10 protein-coding genes are annotated in these 16,318 nt (G+C 66.6%); 3 read left to right on the forward strand and 7 right to left on the reverse strand.

Features of this window, described 5'->3' with window-relative positions; genetic code table 11:
* Nucleotides 1-37: 37 nt before the first annotated feature.
* From L1O02_RS10155 to L1O02_RS10180, 6 genes are all read right to left on the reverse strand, one after another.
* Nucleotides 38-943 carry an alpha/beta hydrolase gene (locus L1O02_RS10155; RefSeq protein ID WP_108546260.1) on the reverse strand — a complete coding sequence of 302 codons (906 nt, stop codon included), beginning with the start codon at nt 941-943 and terminating at the stop codon, nt 38-40.
* Nucleotides 944-1,000: 57 nt separating this feature from the next.
* Entirely contained in the window at nt 1,001-1,453 is a 453-nt protein-coding gene (locus tag L1O02_RS10160) for a hypothetical protein (protein WP_060840296.1), read from the reverse strand.
* A 33-nt stretch (nt 1,454-1,486) separates the two neighbouring features.
* A complete protein-coding gene (locus L1O02_RS10165) occupies nt 1,487-1,873 on the reverse strand; it encodes a hypothetical protein (RefSeq protein WP_129406737.1) in 387 nt (128 codons plus the stop codon).
* Between the two features lie 83 nt (nt 1,874-1,956).
* Entirely contained in the window at nt 1,957-2,418 is a 462-nt protein-coding gene (locus tag L1O02_RS10170) for a cysteine hydrolase family protein (protein WP_060840294.1), read from the reverse strand.
* 57 nt (nt 2,419-2,475) lie between these two features.
* Nucleotides 2,476-2,844: a VOC family protein gene (locus L1O02_RS10175; RefSeq protein ID WP_108546262.1), complete on the reverse strand. Its 369-nt coding sequence runs from the start codon at nt 2,842-2,844 to the stop codon at nt 2,476-2,478.
* Between the two features lie 142 nt (nt 2,845-2,986).
* Entirely contained in the window at nt 2,987-3,574 is a 588-nt protein-coding gene (locus tag L1O02_RS10180) for a TetR/AcrR family transcriptional regulator (protein ID WP_060840292.1), read from the reverse strand.
* A 134-nt stretch (nt 3,575-3,708) separates the two neighbouring features.
* Between L1O02_RS10180 and L1O02_RS10185 the strand changes: the two genes are divergently transcribed.
* Both L1O02_RS10185 and L1O02_RS10190 read left to right on the forward strand, forming a co-directional pair.
* The gene (locus L1O02_RS10185) at nt 3,709-4,881 is read left to right on the forward strand and encodes an MFS transporter (RefSeq protein ID WP_060844209.1); all 1,173 of its coding nucleotides are present in this window, start codon (nt 3,709-3,711) and stop codon (nt 4,879-4,881) included.
* Nucleotides 4,882-4,953: 72 nt separating this feature from the next.
* Nucleotides 4,954-5,694 (forward strand): alpha/beta fold hydrolase, encoded by a 741-nt coding sequence (locus tag L1O02_RS10190; protein ID WP_060844208.1) that lies wholly within the window; start codon nt 4,954-4,956, stop codon nt 5,692-5,694.
* A gap of 177 nt (nt 5,695-5,871) precedes the next feature.
* Here the strand turns inward: L1O02_RS10190 and L1O02_RS10195 are convergent, their stop codons facing one another.
* Nucleotides 5,872-6,840 carry a siderophore-interacting protein gene (locus L1O02_RS10195; RefSeq protein ID WP_235759810.1) on the reverse strand — a complete coding sequence of 323 codons (969 nt, stop codon included), beginning with the start codon at nt 6,838-6,840 and terminating at the stop codon, nt 5,872-5,874.
* Nucleotides 6,841-7,015: 175 nt separating this feature from the next.
* On the opposite strand from L1O02_RS10195, the gene L1O02_RS10200 reads away from it, so the two are divergent.
* Complete coding sequence (locus tag L1O02_RS10200) at nt 7,016-16,312, forward strand: non-ribosomal peptide synthetase (RefSeq protein WP_235759811.1); 9,297 nt, start codon at nt 7,016-7,018, stop codon at nt 16,310-16,312.
* Nucleotides 16,313-16,318: the final 6 nt, after the last annotated feature.

Raw genomic sequence — 16,318 nt, forward strand, 5'->3', positions numbered from 1 at the left:
TTTTTCCCCCCGCGTGGCGTGCGCCGGTTGCCACTTCTCACCTGTTCTGAAGCAACTCCAGCAGCGCGTCGAGGGTGGCTTGCGGGGCCTCCTGGGGCAGGTTGTGGCCGACCCCGGGCAGGATCCGGCGTTGATAGGGCCCGCTGAACAGGCCGATATCGGGGTCGGGCTCGGTGGCCGGGCCGACCCCGTCGTCGGCGCCACAGAGGGCGATGGTCGGCACCTGGATCGGCGGTTGCGCCTGCAACGCCTGCTCGATGCTTTCCAGGCTGGGGTCGCCGGGTACGTAGCCGAAGCGATGGCGGTAGGAATGGATCACCACGTCGACGAAATCCGGGTTGTCGAAGGACGGCGCGGTAAGGCCATAGCACTGCGGCCCCTGCTTCCAGGTCGGCGACCACTGGCGCCACAACAGCTCGCAGAACGCCCGGCGATTGGCCGTCAGCCCATCCACCCCGCGCTGGGTATTGAAGTAGTACTGGTACCACAACCGGTGCTCGGTCTCCGGCGGCCTGGGTTCGCAGGCCTTGGGGATGTCCTGGATGTTGTAGCCGTCGGCGCTCATCAGGCCCTTGACCCGCTGCGGCCACAGGGCGGCGACGATGCACGCGGCGCGACCGCCCCAGTCGTAGCCAGCGAGAGTGGCCCGGGGCAGGTGCAGCGCGTCCATCAGCTCCAGCAGGTCCTGGGCCAGGGCCGCCTGCTGCCCGGAGCGCATGATCTGCTCGCTGACAAAGCGTGTCGGGCCGTAGCCCCGCAGGTAGGGAACGATGACCCGGTAGCCGCGTTCGGCCAGGGGCGGGGCGATCTCGTCGTAGGCCCGCACGTCGTAGGGAAAACCGTGGAGCAGGATCACCGGCTCGCCAGTGGCCGGGCCCTGTGCTTCATAGGCAAGGTGCAGGCTGGGGGTCGTGACCTGATGCAGGGCGGCTGAGCTGGGCATGGTGGCTCCGGGGTTCGGTGACTTGAAACACCCTAGCTCAAAACGGTTACGGCTGATCTAGAGCGACTCGTACTGGCCGTCCTGGTCGACGTAGAACACTTCGCTGAGGTACCAGCGCTGGCCGCTGAAGATCAGGTGGTAGTGGTAATCGGCGGCAAAGCCCTCGCCGGGGCTGATTGCCCGGGTTTTCACTAGCGCGCGATCCGCGGTTCGGCTGCTGGAGAGGATCTGCTCGTACGCCGTGCCGTGGCTGGCCGGGGAGCTGAAGGCAATGGGCTGGCCCTGAAAGCCCGGCAGGCAGAACTTGGCCAGCAACCGGGCGTACTCCTGCTGTGCCAGATCCATCGATTGCAGCGGCGCGTTGTCCGCTTGGCGGGCGCTGGCCCTGTCGCTCCACTGCTGATAGTCGGCAATGAATTGCCGTACCAGCGCTTCGGGTGAGTCGCTGAACGAGGCGCTCAAGGCCGGGGTGCTGAACAGCAGGGCCAGCAGGGCGAAGAGTTTTTTCATCGGGCTGCAATCACTCCAGTGTGTTTTCGCGGCTCAGGCTTCACACAGTCCGCCAGCATCGCGCCAGTAAAGGGTGGATTCGTATTGGAACGAGAGGATGAATCGCGCCTCGCAGTGCTGGGCGATGGTTTCCAGTAAGCGGCGGATGTCATCCAGAGAGCTATGGTCTTCGGGCTCGGGGCCCTTGATCCGCAGGTAGCAGCGTAGGCCGACTGCGAAGTCGCAGCCCTTGCGGTCTTCGGCGCGGATCTCGGGTTCCAGGTTGGAGTCTTCGCTTTGCAGGCTCAGGCCTGAGGGGAACCAGGCCTGGACCGCGCCGGGCAGGTAGTGCACTTCGGTGCCCGGGAAGCCTTGCAGTAAACGGCCGAGCAGCGCCGAAGTCAGGCATTGGTCGGCTTCAAGGTGCAGGTCCAGGCTCATGGGGTTTCCTTGTCGAGACGATGGGGCGAGGTGCGGATGCTAGCGCAGTGTCGCTCGCAAGATCGCTTCCGGTAAGCCGGCTTCTACAGTTCGTCGCTGCGGATCAGGTGCTTGAAGTGATGCCGCCACAGGTCAATGCCCAGGCCGCCGCTGCGGTCCAGGGATGAGCCCACCGTCAGGTCGGTGAGCAGGGTCGGCTGCAGGCCGGCATCGAACAGGGCAAAACCCGCGGCCAGGACGCAGGTGTCGGTCTGGATGCCGCACACCAGCACCCGCTGGGGACTGAGGCTTTTCAGGTAATCGAGGAGTTCCGTCGTCGGCCCGTAGCCGTGCTTGATAAAGACCTTGTCGGCCGCCACCAGGCTCTGGTCGTCCACCGGCGGTTGCCAACCCAGTTGCCGGGCGAAGGGCGTGCGGCTTTCATCATGGCGTTCCACCGTGGCCACCGAGGGCATGCGCCCGAGCAAGCGGTTGATGCCCTCCACCAGCCATGGCGGCGGGTTGAAGCAGGGTTGTACGTCGATGATCAGCAGCACCTGATGCATGCCGTTTCTCCTTGGGGCTCGGGTGAAAAGCTCGTCAGTGTGCCGCCAGATACCGCGTCAGGCGAGCGTCGCCGGCTGCCGCAGGCCGATGCAGTTGCCCCAGGGGTCCTGCACCTGGCAGATCCATTCGCCGCCTTCGATGGCCAGGGGGCCGCGGTACAGGCGCGCGCCCAGGGCGCTCAGGCGCTGCACTTCGCCGGGCAGGTCGCTGACGTGCCAATACACCACCGTGCCCGCCGGGCCCTGGCCGACCTTGGCGTCACAGGGAACGATTTCCAGGGACAGGCCGTCGAGCTGCAAATGGCCGAAATCATCCGGCTCATGCACGACCCGGCGGGCCCGGGGGAAGGCCTGGGCGTACCACAAGGTGGCGGCGCGCCAGTCGGCGGCGTGGATCATCACGGCAATGATCGGCGAATCGGGCATGGGGCGACTTCCATGGCGGTCAGGCACAAAGGCCCGCAGTCGGCACCGGGGGCGGGCCCAAGGTTGCCAGAGGCTCTTGTCGCCATTCAAGGGTCGTTCAAGCACACGGGCGGTGCGGAGCAGCAGCGGCGGCAAGCGCCGTTCAGTGCCCCGGCCGCAGCCCGCGCAGCAGCAGTTCAAGCCCCTGCAGGGACGCTTGCAGGCGCTGCTCGCCGGGCTCGGCGGCGGCAATCCACAGCGCCGCGTCCACCAGGCTGCCGTTGATCAGGCGCGCCAGGGCATGGCTCGGCGCGGGCTCGATCAGCCCGGCGGCGCTCAGGGCCTGCAAACGTTGGCTCAGGGAGTCGATGCAATGCTCCTGCGCCGGCCGCCGTTCCCCCAGCACTGCCCGGGCATCCTGCAGGACGATGCGCTGGATCTCCGTTTCCTGGGCCATTTCCAGGTAGGCCCGGCAGCGCTGGGCAAAGCCGTGCCACGGGTCGTCGGACGCGGCGGAGATGGCCTCCAGGCGCTCATCCATTTCACTGTCGATCTGCTCCACCACCGCCGCCAGCAATCCCTGCTTGTCACCGAAATGGTGATACAGCGCGCCCCGGGTCAGCCCGGCTTCGGCGGTCAGCTCGTCCATCGAGGTCCGGGCGTAGCCCAGCCGGGCAAAGGCCTGGCGTGCACTGGCAATCAACTTGGCGCGGGTTTCTTCGATCATCTCGGCGCGGGGACGGCTGCTCATGAAGACGCTTCTCCAACAAATGACGGGTTGACATACGCGGCGTATGTTCCCATGCTTTTTAACATACGAGGCGTATGTATTTCTACTGCCTGGCCACTTTATGGCAAGTTGCAGCCCCCCAAGGAGTCGTTTCAATGGCAAACCCCTACCGCGAATTGTTCAAGGCCCCCGGCAGCCGGGCCTTCGTCCTGGCCGGGATGCTGGCGCGCATGCCGATCTCCATGACCGGCATCGGCCTGATCACCATGCTTGCCCAGTTGCACGGCGGCTACGCCCTGGCCGGCTCGGTGGCGGCGACCTTCGCCCTGGCCACGGCGTTTTGCGCGCCCCAGGTTTCGCGGCTGGTGGATCGTTTCGGTCAGGGACGGGTGCTGCCCCTGGCCGCGACCCTGGGGGGCGGTGCATTGCTGGCCCTGTTGCTGTGCACGCGCTTGCAGGCCCCGCACTGGACCCTGTTCATCTGTGCCGCCCTGGCCGGCTGCATGCCCAGCATGTCGGCCATGGTCCGTGCCCGCTGGACCGAGCTGTACCGCGGCCAGCCGCAACTGCAGACCGCCTACGCCCTGGAATCGGTGCTCGACGAAGTCTGCTTCATCATCGGTCCGCCGTTGTCGGTGGGCCTGTGCGTCGGCCTGTTTCCCGAGGCCGGGCCGCTGGGGGCGCTGCTGACGCTGGCCCTGGGGGTGGGGGTGTTCGTCATGCAAAAGAGCACCGAGCCCCCGGTGCATCCCCATGAGCAGGGGGGCGGCGGCTCGATCATCCGCTCCGGGGAGATCCGCCTGCTGATGCTGCTGATGACCGCCATGGGCACCATTGTCGGGGTGGTGGACGTGGTCAGCGTGGCCTTCGCCCAGCAGCAGGGACAGCCGGCGGCGGCGAGCATCGTGCTTTCGGTGTACGCCATTGGTTCGTGCCTGGCAGGCATTGCCTTCGGAGCCCTGAAACTGGCCACGCCCTTGCCCCGGTTGTTCATGTATGGCGGTATCGCCACGGCCCTGGCCACCTTGCCGCTGCTGTGGGCGAGCAACATCTTCGGCCTGTCCCTGGCGGTGTTCGTCGCCGGGCTGTTTTTCTCCCCGACCCTGATCGTCGCCATGGCCCTGGTGGAGCGCATCGTGCCGCCGGCCAAGCTCACCGAGGGCCTGACCTGGCTGGTCACCGGCCTGAGCATCGGCGTGGCCCTGGGGGCCGCCGGCTCCGGTGCGCTGGTGGACCATTTCGGTGCCCGCAGCGGCTTCTGGCTGGCCCTGGCCGGCGGCGCGGTGGTGCTGGGGGCGGCGTTGCAGAGCTATCGACGCCTGCGCTGAGGCCCGTGCCGGACTAATTTCTCCGCCTGCTGCCGCGTTGTTCCTAACAGATGATCTGTCGAGGGATAAACCGTGACTCAGTTGAACCTGCTGTGCCTGCCGTATTCCGGCGCCAGCGCCATGGTCTACAGCCGCTGGCGGCGCAAGCTGCCGAGCTGGCTGCACCTGCAACCGGTGGAGTTGCCCGGACGAGGCAGCCGCTACGCCGAACCCCTGCACACCGACATGCGGGTGCTGGCGATGCAGCTTGCCCGGGAACTCCAGAGCACGTTGCGCGCGCCCTATGCCCTGTTCGGCCACAGCCTGGGGGCCTTGCTGGCCTGCGAACTGGCCCATGCCCTGCGCGCCCTGGGCTGTCCGGAACCGGTGGCGCTGTTCGCTTCCGGGACGGCGGCACCGACCTTGCGCAGCGAATACGACCGAGGGTTTGCCGAGGCCAAGACTGACCCACAGCTGATCGAACAGCTGCGCACCCTCAATGGCACCAGCGAAGAGGTGCTGGCCAACCAGGAACTGATGAGCCTGACCTTGCCGATCCTGCGGGCTGACTTCCTGCTGTGCGGCCGTTTTCGCCCGCTGCAGCGCCCGTTGCTCAATTGCCCGGTGCATGTGCTGGGGGGCACGACCGACCGCGCCACCCGCGAACAACTGATTGGCTGGAGCCAGGAAACCTGCGGCAGCTTCTCCGTGGACATGCTCGCGGGCGGGCACTTCTTCATCCACGAACAGGAAACCAAGGTGCTGAGCCTGATCAAGGGCCACCTGGAAGTGCATCGCCGCCGCCACCTGCAACCGGTAGCCGCGCTTTCCTAGCGGCTACAGACATGCTCCCTGTAGCCGCTGCCGCAGGCTGCGCACGGCCCGCAGGGACGCAAAAAACCTGAGGGCTCCAAAGGTTCGACTGGCGATCGCCAAGCAAGGCCCTTCGGACCTTTGCGCAGCTTCGCGGGCTCGGCAGCGGCTATAGGGAATAGGGGGCGGTTGGTGGGCTCAACCCAGGGACATACCCAGGCGCCAGTAACCCATCAGGGTCAGGTTGCGACGCTCCTGGCCGCGCTCGTTGATCAGGTGGCGGCGGATGCTCATCACCGTCGCGGACTCGCCGGCTACCCAGGCGTAGAAGCGGTTGTCCGCCGGCTTGGCGGTTTCCCAGGGACGTTGCTCAAGGTCGCGATCGGCGACCTTGAGCGGCCGACACCCGGTGCTGGGCGGCGGCAGCTCGGCCAGCTCCCGGGCGGCATGGATCAGCGGTTCGCCATGTTGCGCCCCCAGCACGTCCCGGGGCAGCCAACTGAGCCGGGTCTGCGGATGGCAGCGCAGGTCGATGCAGTCGCTCTCATGGGGCACCTCGATGAACACCTGCACGTCCGGGTAATCCGGGTAATCCTGCAACTCCTCGAGAATCCCGGCGATGGCGGGTAGGGCGGTTTCATCGCCCATCAGCAGCACCTTGCCAATCCCCGCCGGCGGCAGCCACTCATAACCGCCGGGGTCGCCGCTGTAGGCCTTGTTCGGCACCACCATCTGCAGACAGTCGCCGGGCCGGGCATGGGTGGCCCAGGCCGAGGCCGGGCCATTGACCCCGTGCAGGACGAAGTCCACATCCAGCTCCGCCGGATGCAAGCGCAAGGCGCGGATGGTGTAGGTGCGCATCGGCGGCTGGCGCTCGGCCGGCAACTGGCGCCGGGCCGCTTGCCAGTCGCCTTCCACCGGCAATTGCGCAGGCGTGCCGTCGGCCCCGGGAAACAGCAGCTTGATGCGCTGGTCCGGGGCCAGGGTGCGGGCCTGGGCGATGTCGGCGCCGCCGAACACCAGGCGGGTCATGGAGGGGCTGAGGTCGATGCGTTGCTTGAGCTCGACGTTGATCAGCCGGTAACCCCGGGGTGACTGGGCGCCGGCGCCTACCAGTTTGCGCAGGCCTTGGGCCAGGGAGCTGGCCAGAGAAGTGGCTGAGGACATGATCGCGACCTTGTTCAGGAGAAGGTCCTGATTTGACGAGCCGCGGCCTGCGCAATTTACCGTGGCGATGCCCCTGCGTCCGCGCTGGGCGGGGTTAATTTTTCTCCTGGGCCATCCGTTTCGTAGGGATAGCCGAGCCATTGCTCGATACCCAACATGTACGGATGAACCCCCGATGAACGCTGAAAAGTCCCTGAAACTCGCACGCCGGTTTATCGAGCTGCCGCTGGAGAAGCGCCGGTTATTCCTCGATAGCCTGCGAGCGGAAAACATCGACTTTTCGTTGTTTCCAATTCCGGCCGAGGTGGCCGTCGAGGACCGTCAGGAACTGTCCTACGCCCAGCGGCGCATGTGGTTTCTCTGGCAGTTGGACCCGCAGAGCGGCGCCTACAACCTGCCGGGGGCGGTGCGCCTGAACGGAGCGCTGGATCGCCAGGCGCTGGAGCAGGCGTTCGCCGCCCTGGTGGCGCGCCACGAAACCCTGCGCACGGTGTTCAAGCGCCATGCCGACGACCGCCTGGAGCAGGCGCCGGCGACGGGCTCGCTGTCGGTGGAGTTTCTCGATCTGAGCGCCATCGACGCCCCCGGCCGCGAGCAGGCGGTGGCGGCCGAGGCCCAGCGCCAGTCGCTGCTGCCGTTCGACCTGGACCGCGGTCCGCTGCTGCGGGTCAAGCTGCTGCAACTCGATGAGCAGGAGCATGTGTTGCTGCTGACCCTGCACCACATCGTCTCCGACGGCTGGTCGATGAACGTGCTGATCGACGAGTTCATCCGCTGCTACGACGCCTTCGAGCGGGGCGAGGCGCCGCAACTGCCGCCGCTGCCAATCCAGTACAGCGACTACGCCCTGTGGCAGCGCCGCTGGCTGGAAGCGGGGGAGCAGGCGCGGCAGTTGGAGTACTGGCAGGCGCAGTTGGGCGACGAGCACCCGGTGCTGGAACTGCCCACCGATCATCCGCGACCGGCGGTGCCCAGTTACCGCGGCACCCGCTATGACTTTGCCGTGGCGCCGGAGCTGGCCGAACAGTTGCGGACCCTGGCCAGGCAGCACAACGTCACCCTGTTCATGCTGTTGCTCGGCGCCTTCAATGTGCTGCTGCACCGCTACACCGGCCAGGGCGATATCCGCGTCGGCGTGCCCATCGCCAACCGCAATCGCGCCGAAGTCGAAGGGCTGATCGGTTTCTTCGTCAACACTCAAGTACTGCGCACCCGGCTTACCGGCCAGACCCGGGTCGGCGAGCTGCTGCAGGCGGTCAAGGATGCAGCGCTGGGGGCCCAGGCCCACCAGGACCTGCCGTTCGAGCAACTGGTCGAGGCGCTCAAGCTGGAGCGCAACCTGAGCCACACGCCGCTGTTCCAGGTGATGTACAACCACCAGCCGCAAGTGGCGGATATCAGCACGGTGCAGACCGCGTCCGGCCTGGAGCTGGGCCTGGTGCAGTGGCAGAGCCGCACCACCCAGTTCGACCTGACCCTGGACACCTACGAGAAGTCCGGCACGCTGCACGCCGCCCTGACCTACGCCGACGATCTGTTCGAGGCCGCCACCATTGCCCGCATGGCGCGCCACTGGCTCGGCCTGCTGCAGGCCATGCTGGGGGATGCCGAGCAGCGCATAGGCGAGTTGCCGCTGCTCGATGCCCGTGAGCAGCAGACCCTGATGCACGACTGGAACGCCACGGCGCAGGCTTACCCCACCGGGTTGAGCATGCCGCAACTGATCGAAGCTCAGGCCCGGCGTACCCCCGACGCCTGCGCCTTGGTGTTCGGCGAGCAGCAACTGAGCTACGCCGAACTGGATGCCCGAGCCAACCGCCTGGCCCGCTTGCTGCGTGAGCAGGGTGTGGCGGCGGATGTGCTGGTGGGCATCTGCATCGAACGCTCCATCGAAATGGTCGTGGGCCTGCTGGCGATCCACAAGGCCGGTGGCGCTTACGTGCCCCTGGACCCGGAATACCCCCGGGACCGCTTGGCCTACATGATCGAGGACAGCGGCATCCGCCTCTTGCTGAGCCAGCGTTCGCTGCTGCCGCTGCTGGATTTCCAAGCCGATGCGCAGGCGCTCAAGGTCATCGTCCTGGACCAGGATCAGGACGCGCTGCTGGCTTATGACAGCGGCCCGCTGGAGACGCTGGTCGACCCGCTGAACCTGGCCTATGTGATCTACACCTCGGGTTCCACCGGCAAGCCCAAGGGCGCAGGCAACAGCCACGCGGCGCTGGTCAACCGCCTGTACTGGATGCAGCAGGCCTACGGCCTGGACGCCAGTGATGCGGTGCTGCAGAAAACCCCGTTCAGCTTCGACGTCTCGGTCTGGGAGTTTTTCTGGCCGCTGATGACCGGCGCGCGGCTGGTGGTGGCGGCCCCGGGCGCCCACCGGGAACCGGCGCAACTGATCCGCATCATTACCGAACAGCGGATCAGCACCCTGCACTTTGTGCCGTCGATGCTCCAGGCCTTTATCCATGACAGTGGGGTATCGGCCTGCAGCAGCCTCACGCGCATCGTCTGCAGTGGCGAGGCCCTGCCCCTGGAAGCCCAGCAGCAGGTCTTTGCCCGACTGCCCGGTGCGGCCCTGTACAACCTGTACGGCCCGACCGAAGCCGCAATCGATGTCACCCACTGGACCTGTGTCGATGAAGGCGCGAGCAGCGTGCCGATCGGCCGGCCGATCGCCAACCTGCGCACCCATGTGCTGGATGCTCAGTTGCAACCGGTGCCGGCCGGCGTCGCCGGCGAACTCTACCTGGGTGGCAGCGGCCTGGCGCGCAGCTACCACCGGCGCCCGGCCCTGACCGCCGAGCGCTTTGTACCTTGCCCGTTCCACCAGGGCGCGCGGCTGTATCGCACCGGCGACCGGGTGCGCCAGCGCGCCGATGGCGTGATCGAGTACCTGGGGCGCCTGGATCATCAGGTCAAGCTGCGGGGCCTGCGTATCGAGCTGGGTGAAATCGAAGCCCGGCTGATGAAGCACCCGAGCGTGCGCGAGGCCGTGGTGCTGGTGCAGAACGCCAAGCACCTGGTGGCGTATCTGGTGTTGCAAGAGGGCGCCCAGGCCCAGGGGTGGACCGACGAACTCAAGGCCTGGCTGGCCAGCAGCCTGCCGGAGTACATGGTGCCCCATCACCTGCTGGCCCTGGATCGCTTGCCGGTGACCGCCAACGGCAAGCTCGACCGCAAGGCCTTGCCGCTGCCCGAGACGGCGCCGCAACTGGCCTATGTGGCCCCGGAGAACGCCATGCAGAAGGCCCTGGCGGGCATCTGGTGCGATGTGCTGGGGCTCGCTCAGGTAGGCCTGGACGATAACTTTTTCGAGCTTGGCGGTGATTCGATCATCTCGATCCAGGTGGTCAGTCGCGCCCGTCAGGCCGGGGTCCGTCTGGCGCCCCGGGACCTGTTCCAGTACCAGAGCGTGCGCAGCCTGGCCCAGGTCGCGGTCCTCGACGATCAGCCGCAGATCGACCAGGGACCAGTGACCGGTGAGGTGCCGTTGATCCCGGTACAGCACTGGTTCCTGTCTCAGGAGGTGCCTCGACCGGGGCACTGGAACCAGTCGTTGCTGCTGGACCCGCGCCAGCCCTTGCAGCCAGCGCTGTTGCAGGTGGCGTTGTTGCAGGTGGTCAATCATCACGATGCCTTGCGCCTGCGCTTTGTCGGCACGCAGCAGGGTTGGCAGCAGGCCTATGCCGAGCCTGCCAGCCACTTCGACCTGTGGCAGTGCCGGGTCGAGCATGACCAGGCCCTGGCGGCAGTGTGCGACGAGGCCCAGCGCAGCCTGGACCTGCAAGCCGGCCCCCTGGTACGCGCGGTCCTGGTGGAGCACGAGTCGGGTCGCCAGCAACTGTTGCTGGTGATCCACCACCTGGTGGTGGATGGGGTGTCCTGGCGGGTGCTGCTGGAGGACCTGCAACAGGCCTACCGGCAGTTGGCGGAGGCTCAGACGGTGCAACTGCCACCCAAGACCAGTGCCTATCAGGCCTGGGCCCGGCGCTTGCGGGAGCATGCGCCGCAGCGCGAGACCGAACTGCCGTACTGGCTGGCGCAGCAGAGCGGAGCCGGCGACTTGCCCTGTGACAACCCAGCGGGCGGCCTGCAGAACCGTCATGGCCGCAAGATCGAGTCGCGACTGGATGTGGGGCTGACCCGCAAACTGCTGCAACAGGCTGTGAGCGCCTATCGCACCCAGGTCAACGACCTGCTGTTGACCGCCCTGGCTCGCGTACTGTGCCGCTGGACCGGGCAGGCTTCGGCCCTGATCCAGTTGGAAGGGCATGGTCGCGAGGACCTGTTCGACGATCTGGACCTGACCCGCACCCTGGGCTGGTTCACCAGCCTGTACCCGGTGCGCCTGCAGCCGGCCGAGCAAGCTGGGGCTGCAATCAAGGGGATCAAGGAGCAACTGCGCGCGATCCCCGGCAAGGGGCTGGGCTACGGCTTGCTGCGCTACCTGGGCAGCCCGGCCCAGCGTCAGGCGCTGGCGGCATTGCCGCAGCCACGGATCACCTTCAACTACCTGGGCCAGTTCGATCGCCAGTTCGATGAGCAGGCGTTGTGGACGCCGGCCAGCCAGAGCAGCGGGCAGGCTCAGGACCCACAGGCACCCCTGGCCAACTGGCTGACCCTGGAAGGCCAGGTCTATGGCGGCGAACTGGCGTTGCAGTGGGGCTACAGCGAGGAAATGTTCAGCGACTCCAGCATCCAGCGGCTGGCCGATGACTACCTCGCCGAGCTGCGCCTGCTGATCGAGCACTGCTGTGGGCTGGATCAGGCCCAAGCTACGCCTTCGGACTTCCCGCTGGCACGGATCTCCCAGCAACAGCTCGACGCGCTGCCGGTGCTGGCGGCTGCCATCGAGGACCTGTATCCGCTGACGCCGATGCAGCAGGGCATGCTGTTCCATACCCTCTACGAGCCCCAGGAACAGGCCTACATCAACCAGTTGCGCCTGGACATCCACGGCCTTGATCCCCAGCGCTTTGCCGATGCCTGGCAGAGTGCCTTGGATCGCCACCCGATCCTGCGCAGCAGCGTGCACTGGGAAGGGTTGGACAGCGCCCATCAGTTGGTCAGGAACCGGGTCAAGGTGCCGTTGCAGGTACTGGCATCGGCCCCGGCGGATCTCGATCTACTGGCCGCGCAAGAGCGTTCCCGGGGGTTCGAGCTGGATCGGGCGCCCTTGCTGCGCCTGCTGCTGGTGCCCATCGCCGACAACCACTGGCACCTGATCTACACCTGCCACCACCTGCTGCTCGATGGCTGGAGCAATGCCAGCCTGCTGGCCGAAGTGATCCAGTTGTACGGCGGCGCTCGCTTGCCGGCGCCCCAAGGCCGCTATCGCGACTACCTGGGCTGGTTGCAGCAGCAGTCGGCCCCGGCTGCACAACAGTTCTGGAGCGAGCGCCTGCACGCCATGGACTCGCCGACCTTGCTCGCCGACGGGGTGCGCAAGCCGGTGTCGGGCAGCGGCCATGGGCAGCACCTGGAAGGGTTCGACCAGGCGCTGACACAACGCCTGGGCAGCTTTGCCCGGCAGCAGAAGGTCACCCTCAACACCGTGCTGCAAGCCGCCTGGGCACTGTTGCTGCAGCGTTATTGCGCGCAGCAGTGCGTGATCTTCGGTGCCACCGTGGCGGGGCGTTCGGCGCCGCTGCCGGGTATCGAGCAGCAGTTGGGGCTGTTCATCAATACCTTGCCGATCATTTGCCAGCCACGTTCGCAGTGCAGCGTGGGGCAATGGCTGGAGCAGATGCAGGCGCTCAATCTGGGCTTGCGCGAACACGAGCACGTGCCGCTCTACGAGATCCAGGGTTGGGCCGGGCACCAGGGCGCCCCCTTGTTCGACAGCCTGCTGGTGTTCGAGAACTTCCCCGTGGCCCAGGCCCTCAAGGAGGGGGCTCCGGCCGGGCTGCAGTTCTCCGGCCTGGCCAACCACGAGCAGACCAGCTATCCGCTGACCCTGGGCATCGAGTTGGGCGAGCACCTGAGCCTGGACTTCAGCTATGACCGCAGTCGTTTCAGTGCCGATCAGGTCCAGGGCTTCTGTGCCCAGTTGCGGCATTTGCTGCTGCAGTTCATGGCCGATCCCGACGCGGCCCTGGGGGGCTTGCAGTTGTTGAGCGAACAGGCGCGCCAGGACTTGCTGCAGCACAGCCAGCTGGCCGAGGTGGTGCCCGCCCAGGCGCCGCTGGTGCACCAGCGGATCGCCGCGCAGGCGGCGGCCACGCCCGAGGCGCTGGCGCTGGTGGTCGATGGCGAGCAACTGGACTATGGCCAGTTGAACGCCCAGGCCAACCGCCTGGCCCATTGTCTGCAAGCCCAGGGGATTGGCCCGGGGGATCGGGTCGGCCTGGCACTCAAGCGCGGTCCGCAACTGATCGTCAGCCTGCTGGCGGTGCTCAAGAGTGGCGCGGCCTATGTGCCCCTGGACCCGCAATACCCGCAAGAGCGTCTGGCGTTCATGATTGCCGACAGCCGCCTGAGCCTGCTGCTCAGCGACACCGGCATCTGGGCCGCGCCGCTGCTGCCCGACAGCGTGCTGCATTGGGATCTGCCGAGCCTGGCGCAACGCTTGAGCCATTGCTCCAGCGCCGATCCGCAGAACCGCGCCTGCCCGCAAGACCTGGCCTATGTGATCTACACCTCGGGCTCCACCGGGGTCCCCAAGGGCGTGGCCATCGATCACCGGGCCTTGTCGGCGTTCTGCGAAGCGGCGGCGGATTATTCGGCACTCACCGCCACCGACAAGGTGCTGCAATTCGCCACCTTCAGCTTCGACGGTTTCGTCGAGCAGTGTTACCCAACCCTTTGTCTCGGCGCGGCCCTGGTGATGCGCGGCGACGAGCCCTGGGCCGTCGAGCAACTGGCGGCGGTGATCGTCAGCCAGGGCGTGACCCTGGCCGACCTGCCGGCGGCTTACTGGCACTTGCTGGCCAAGAAGTGCATGGCCGACGGTATCCGCAGCCTGGGGCGCCTGCGCCAGGTGCATGTCGGCGGCGAGGCGATGTCGGTGGAGGGCTTGCGCCTGTGGCACGCCGCCGGGCTTGGGGGGGTACGCCTGCTCAATACCTACGGCCCGACCGAGGCCACCGTGGTCTCCAGTGTCCACGACTGCCGGGAGCAGGATGCCAGCGAGGTCTACGGCATCCCGATCGGCCAGCCGATCATCGGCCGCGCCCTGCGGATCATCGACGGCGACCTCAATCTGCTGCCCGAAGGCGGCACCGGAGAGCTGTGCATCGGTTCTGCGTCGAGCCTGGCCCAGGGGTATTTTGACCGGCCGGGACTGACCGCCGAGCGCTTCATTCCCGACCCCTTTGCCGGTCAGCCCGGCGCCCGGCTGTATCGCAGTGGCGACCTGGCGCGTTACAACCCGCAAGGGGCGATCGAGTACATCGGCCGCATCGATCATCAGGTGAAGATCCGCGGCTTCCGCATCGAACTGGGGGAAATCGAGGCGCGCCTGTCGGCTCGGCCAGATGTGCGTGAGGCGGTGGTGCTGGCCGTGCCGGCCAACAACGGCATGCAACTGGTGGCCTATGTGGTGCCCTCTGCGTTGCCTGGGGATACCGACGACGACCTGGGCGATGCTCAGGCACAGGCTGAGCGTTGCGCGCTGATCAAGGCCGGGCTCAAGGAAACGCTGCCGGATTACATGTTGCCCAGCCACGTGCTGCTGTTGCCGCGCCTGCCCCTCAACCCGAACGGCAAGCTGGACCGCAAGGCCCTGCCCAAGCCGGACTTGAGTGCCTTGCAACAAGCCTATGTGGCCCCGCACAGCAAACTGCAGCAGCAGGTGGCGGCGATCTGGCAGAGCGTGCTCGAAGTCGAGCGGGTCGGCCTGCAGGACAACTTCTTCGCCCTGGGCGGGCACTCGTTGCTGGCCACCCAGGTCATCAGCCGGGTGCGGCATGAGCTGGGCTTGCAGGCCGCGCTGCGGACCCTGTTCGATGCGCCCGACCTGCAGGCCTTTGTCGCCGCCCTGGGCGCCACTGAGGCTCCGGAGGCGGCCCCGGCCTTGTGCCGGGTGGATGACTCGCGGCCACAGCCGTTGTCCTTTGCCCAGCAGCGCTTGTGGTTCCTCTGGCAGTTGGAGCCGCAGAGCTCGATGTACAACATCGCCCGGGCCCTGGAGTTGCGTGGCGAGCTGGACATCGAGGCGGTGCGGCAAGCCTTCGAATCGCTGATGCAGCGGCATTCGGTATTGCGTACCACCTACAGCGAGGTCGAAGGCGAGAGCTGGCAGCACGTCCATCGCCACCTGCCGCTGTCGTTCGTGTTCGATGACCTGTGCGCCTTGCCACTGGCCGAGCGCGAGACCATGGCCCAGCAGCAGTTGCAGCAACAGGCCGCGGAGCCCTTCGACCTGATCGCCGGTCCGCCGATGCGTGTACGCCTGCTGCGGCTGGAGCCGCAACGGCATCTGCTGCTCATGACCCTGCACCACATCGTCGCCGACCATTGGTCGTTCGGCATTTTGCCGACCGAGTTCGTAAGCCTGTATCACGCCCATCGGACCGCCACGGCCAGCCCGTTGCCGGAGCCGGCCCTGCATTACGTGGACTTCGCTGTCTGGCAGCGCCAATGGCTCGAAGGTGGTGAACTGCAGCGTCAGCTCGATTACTGGCGTGATGTCCTGGGCGATGACCATCACCTCACGCGCTTGCCCGCCAGTGCCACGGTGCAGCCAGGGCAGGCGCCGTCACCCTTGTGCGATCTCCACGAGTTCCATTTTTCGGCGGCTCAGAGCCAGGCGCTGCGCGCCTTTGCCAGTGCCCAGGGGGTGACCTTGTACATGCTGCTGCTGGCAGGTTTTGCCCTGGTGGTGGGGCAGCGCAGCGACAGTTCGCGGGTGCGTCTGGGGACCGATATCGCTAACCGCAATCACGCCGGCGTTGAAGATCTGGTGGGCTTCTTCGTTAACCAACTGGTATTGCAGATAAGTGTCGAGGAACAACAGTGCGTCAGCGACTTGCTGCAGGTGACACGGAGCACGGTCATCGGTGCTTCGGATCACCAGGACCTGCCTTTCGAGCGCCTGGTGGAGGCGCTGCGGGTGGTCCGGCGCGCCGGTCGTTCACCGTTGTTCAGCATCAAGTTCATCTATCAGGAAAGCCTTGATCAGCCCTTGTCGATCGACGGCCTGGACGTGCAGCCGGTGGCTGCCGGCAGGGCTGCCGCGGAGCTGGACCTGGTGGCCGAGTTCGTCAATGCGCCCCAGGGCATCTACCTCGGCCTGAAGTGCGATGCCGGGCTCTACACCGCCGCGGACATGGCGTGCCTGTTCGAGCAGTTGCAGGCGGTGTTCGAGCTGATGGTGGTCGATACCCAGGCGCCGTTGGCGGCGTTGCTGAACCAGGCACGGGATATCCAATACCTGCGCGAGCGAGACCAGTTGCAACAGCGCCAGGCCCTGCTCAAGCAACAGCACCCGATTCAGCGGCGCCGTCCAGGACGGGTGCCGGTCGAGTGAAGCCAT

Origin of the sequence: Pseudomonas sp. BC42 (assembly GCF_021560055.1) — a bacterium.
Lineage (GTDB): Bacteria > Pseudomonadota > Gammaproteobacteria > Pseudomonadales > Pseudomonadaceae > Aquipseudomonas.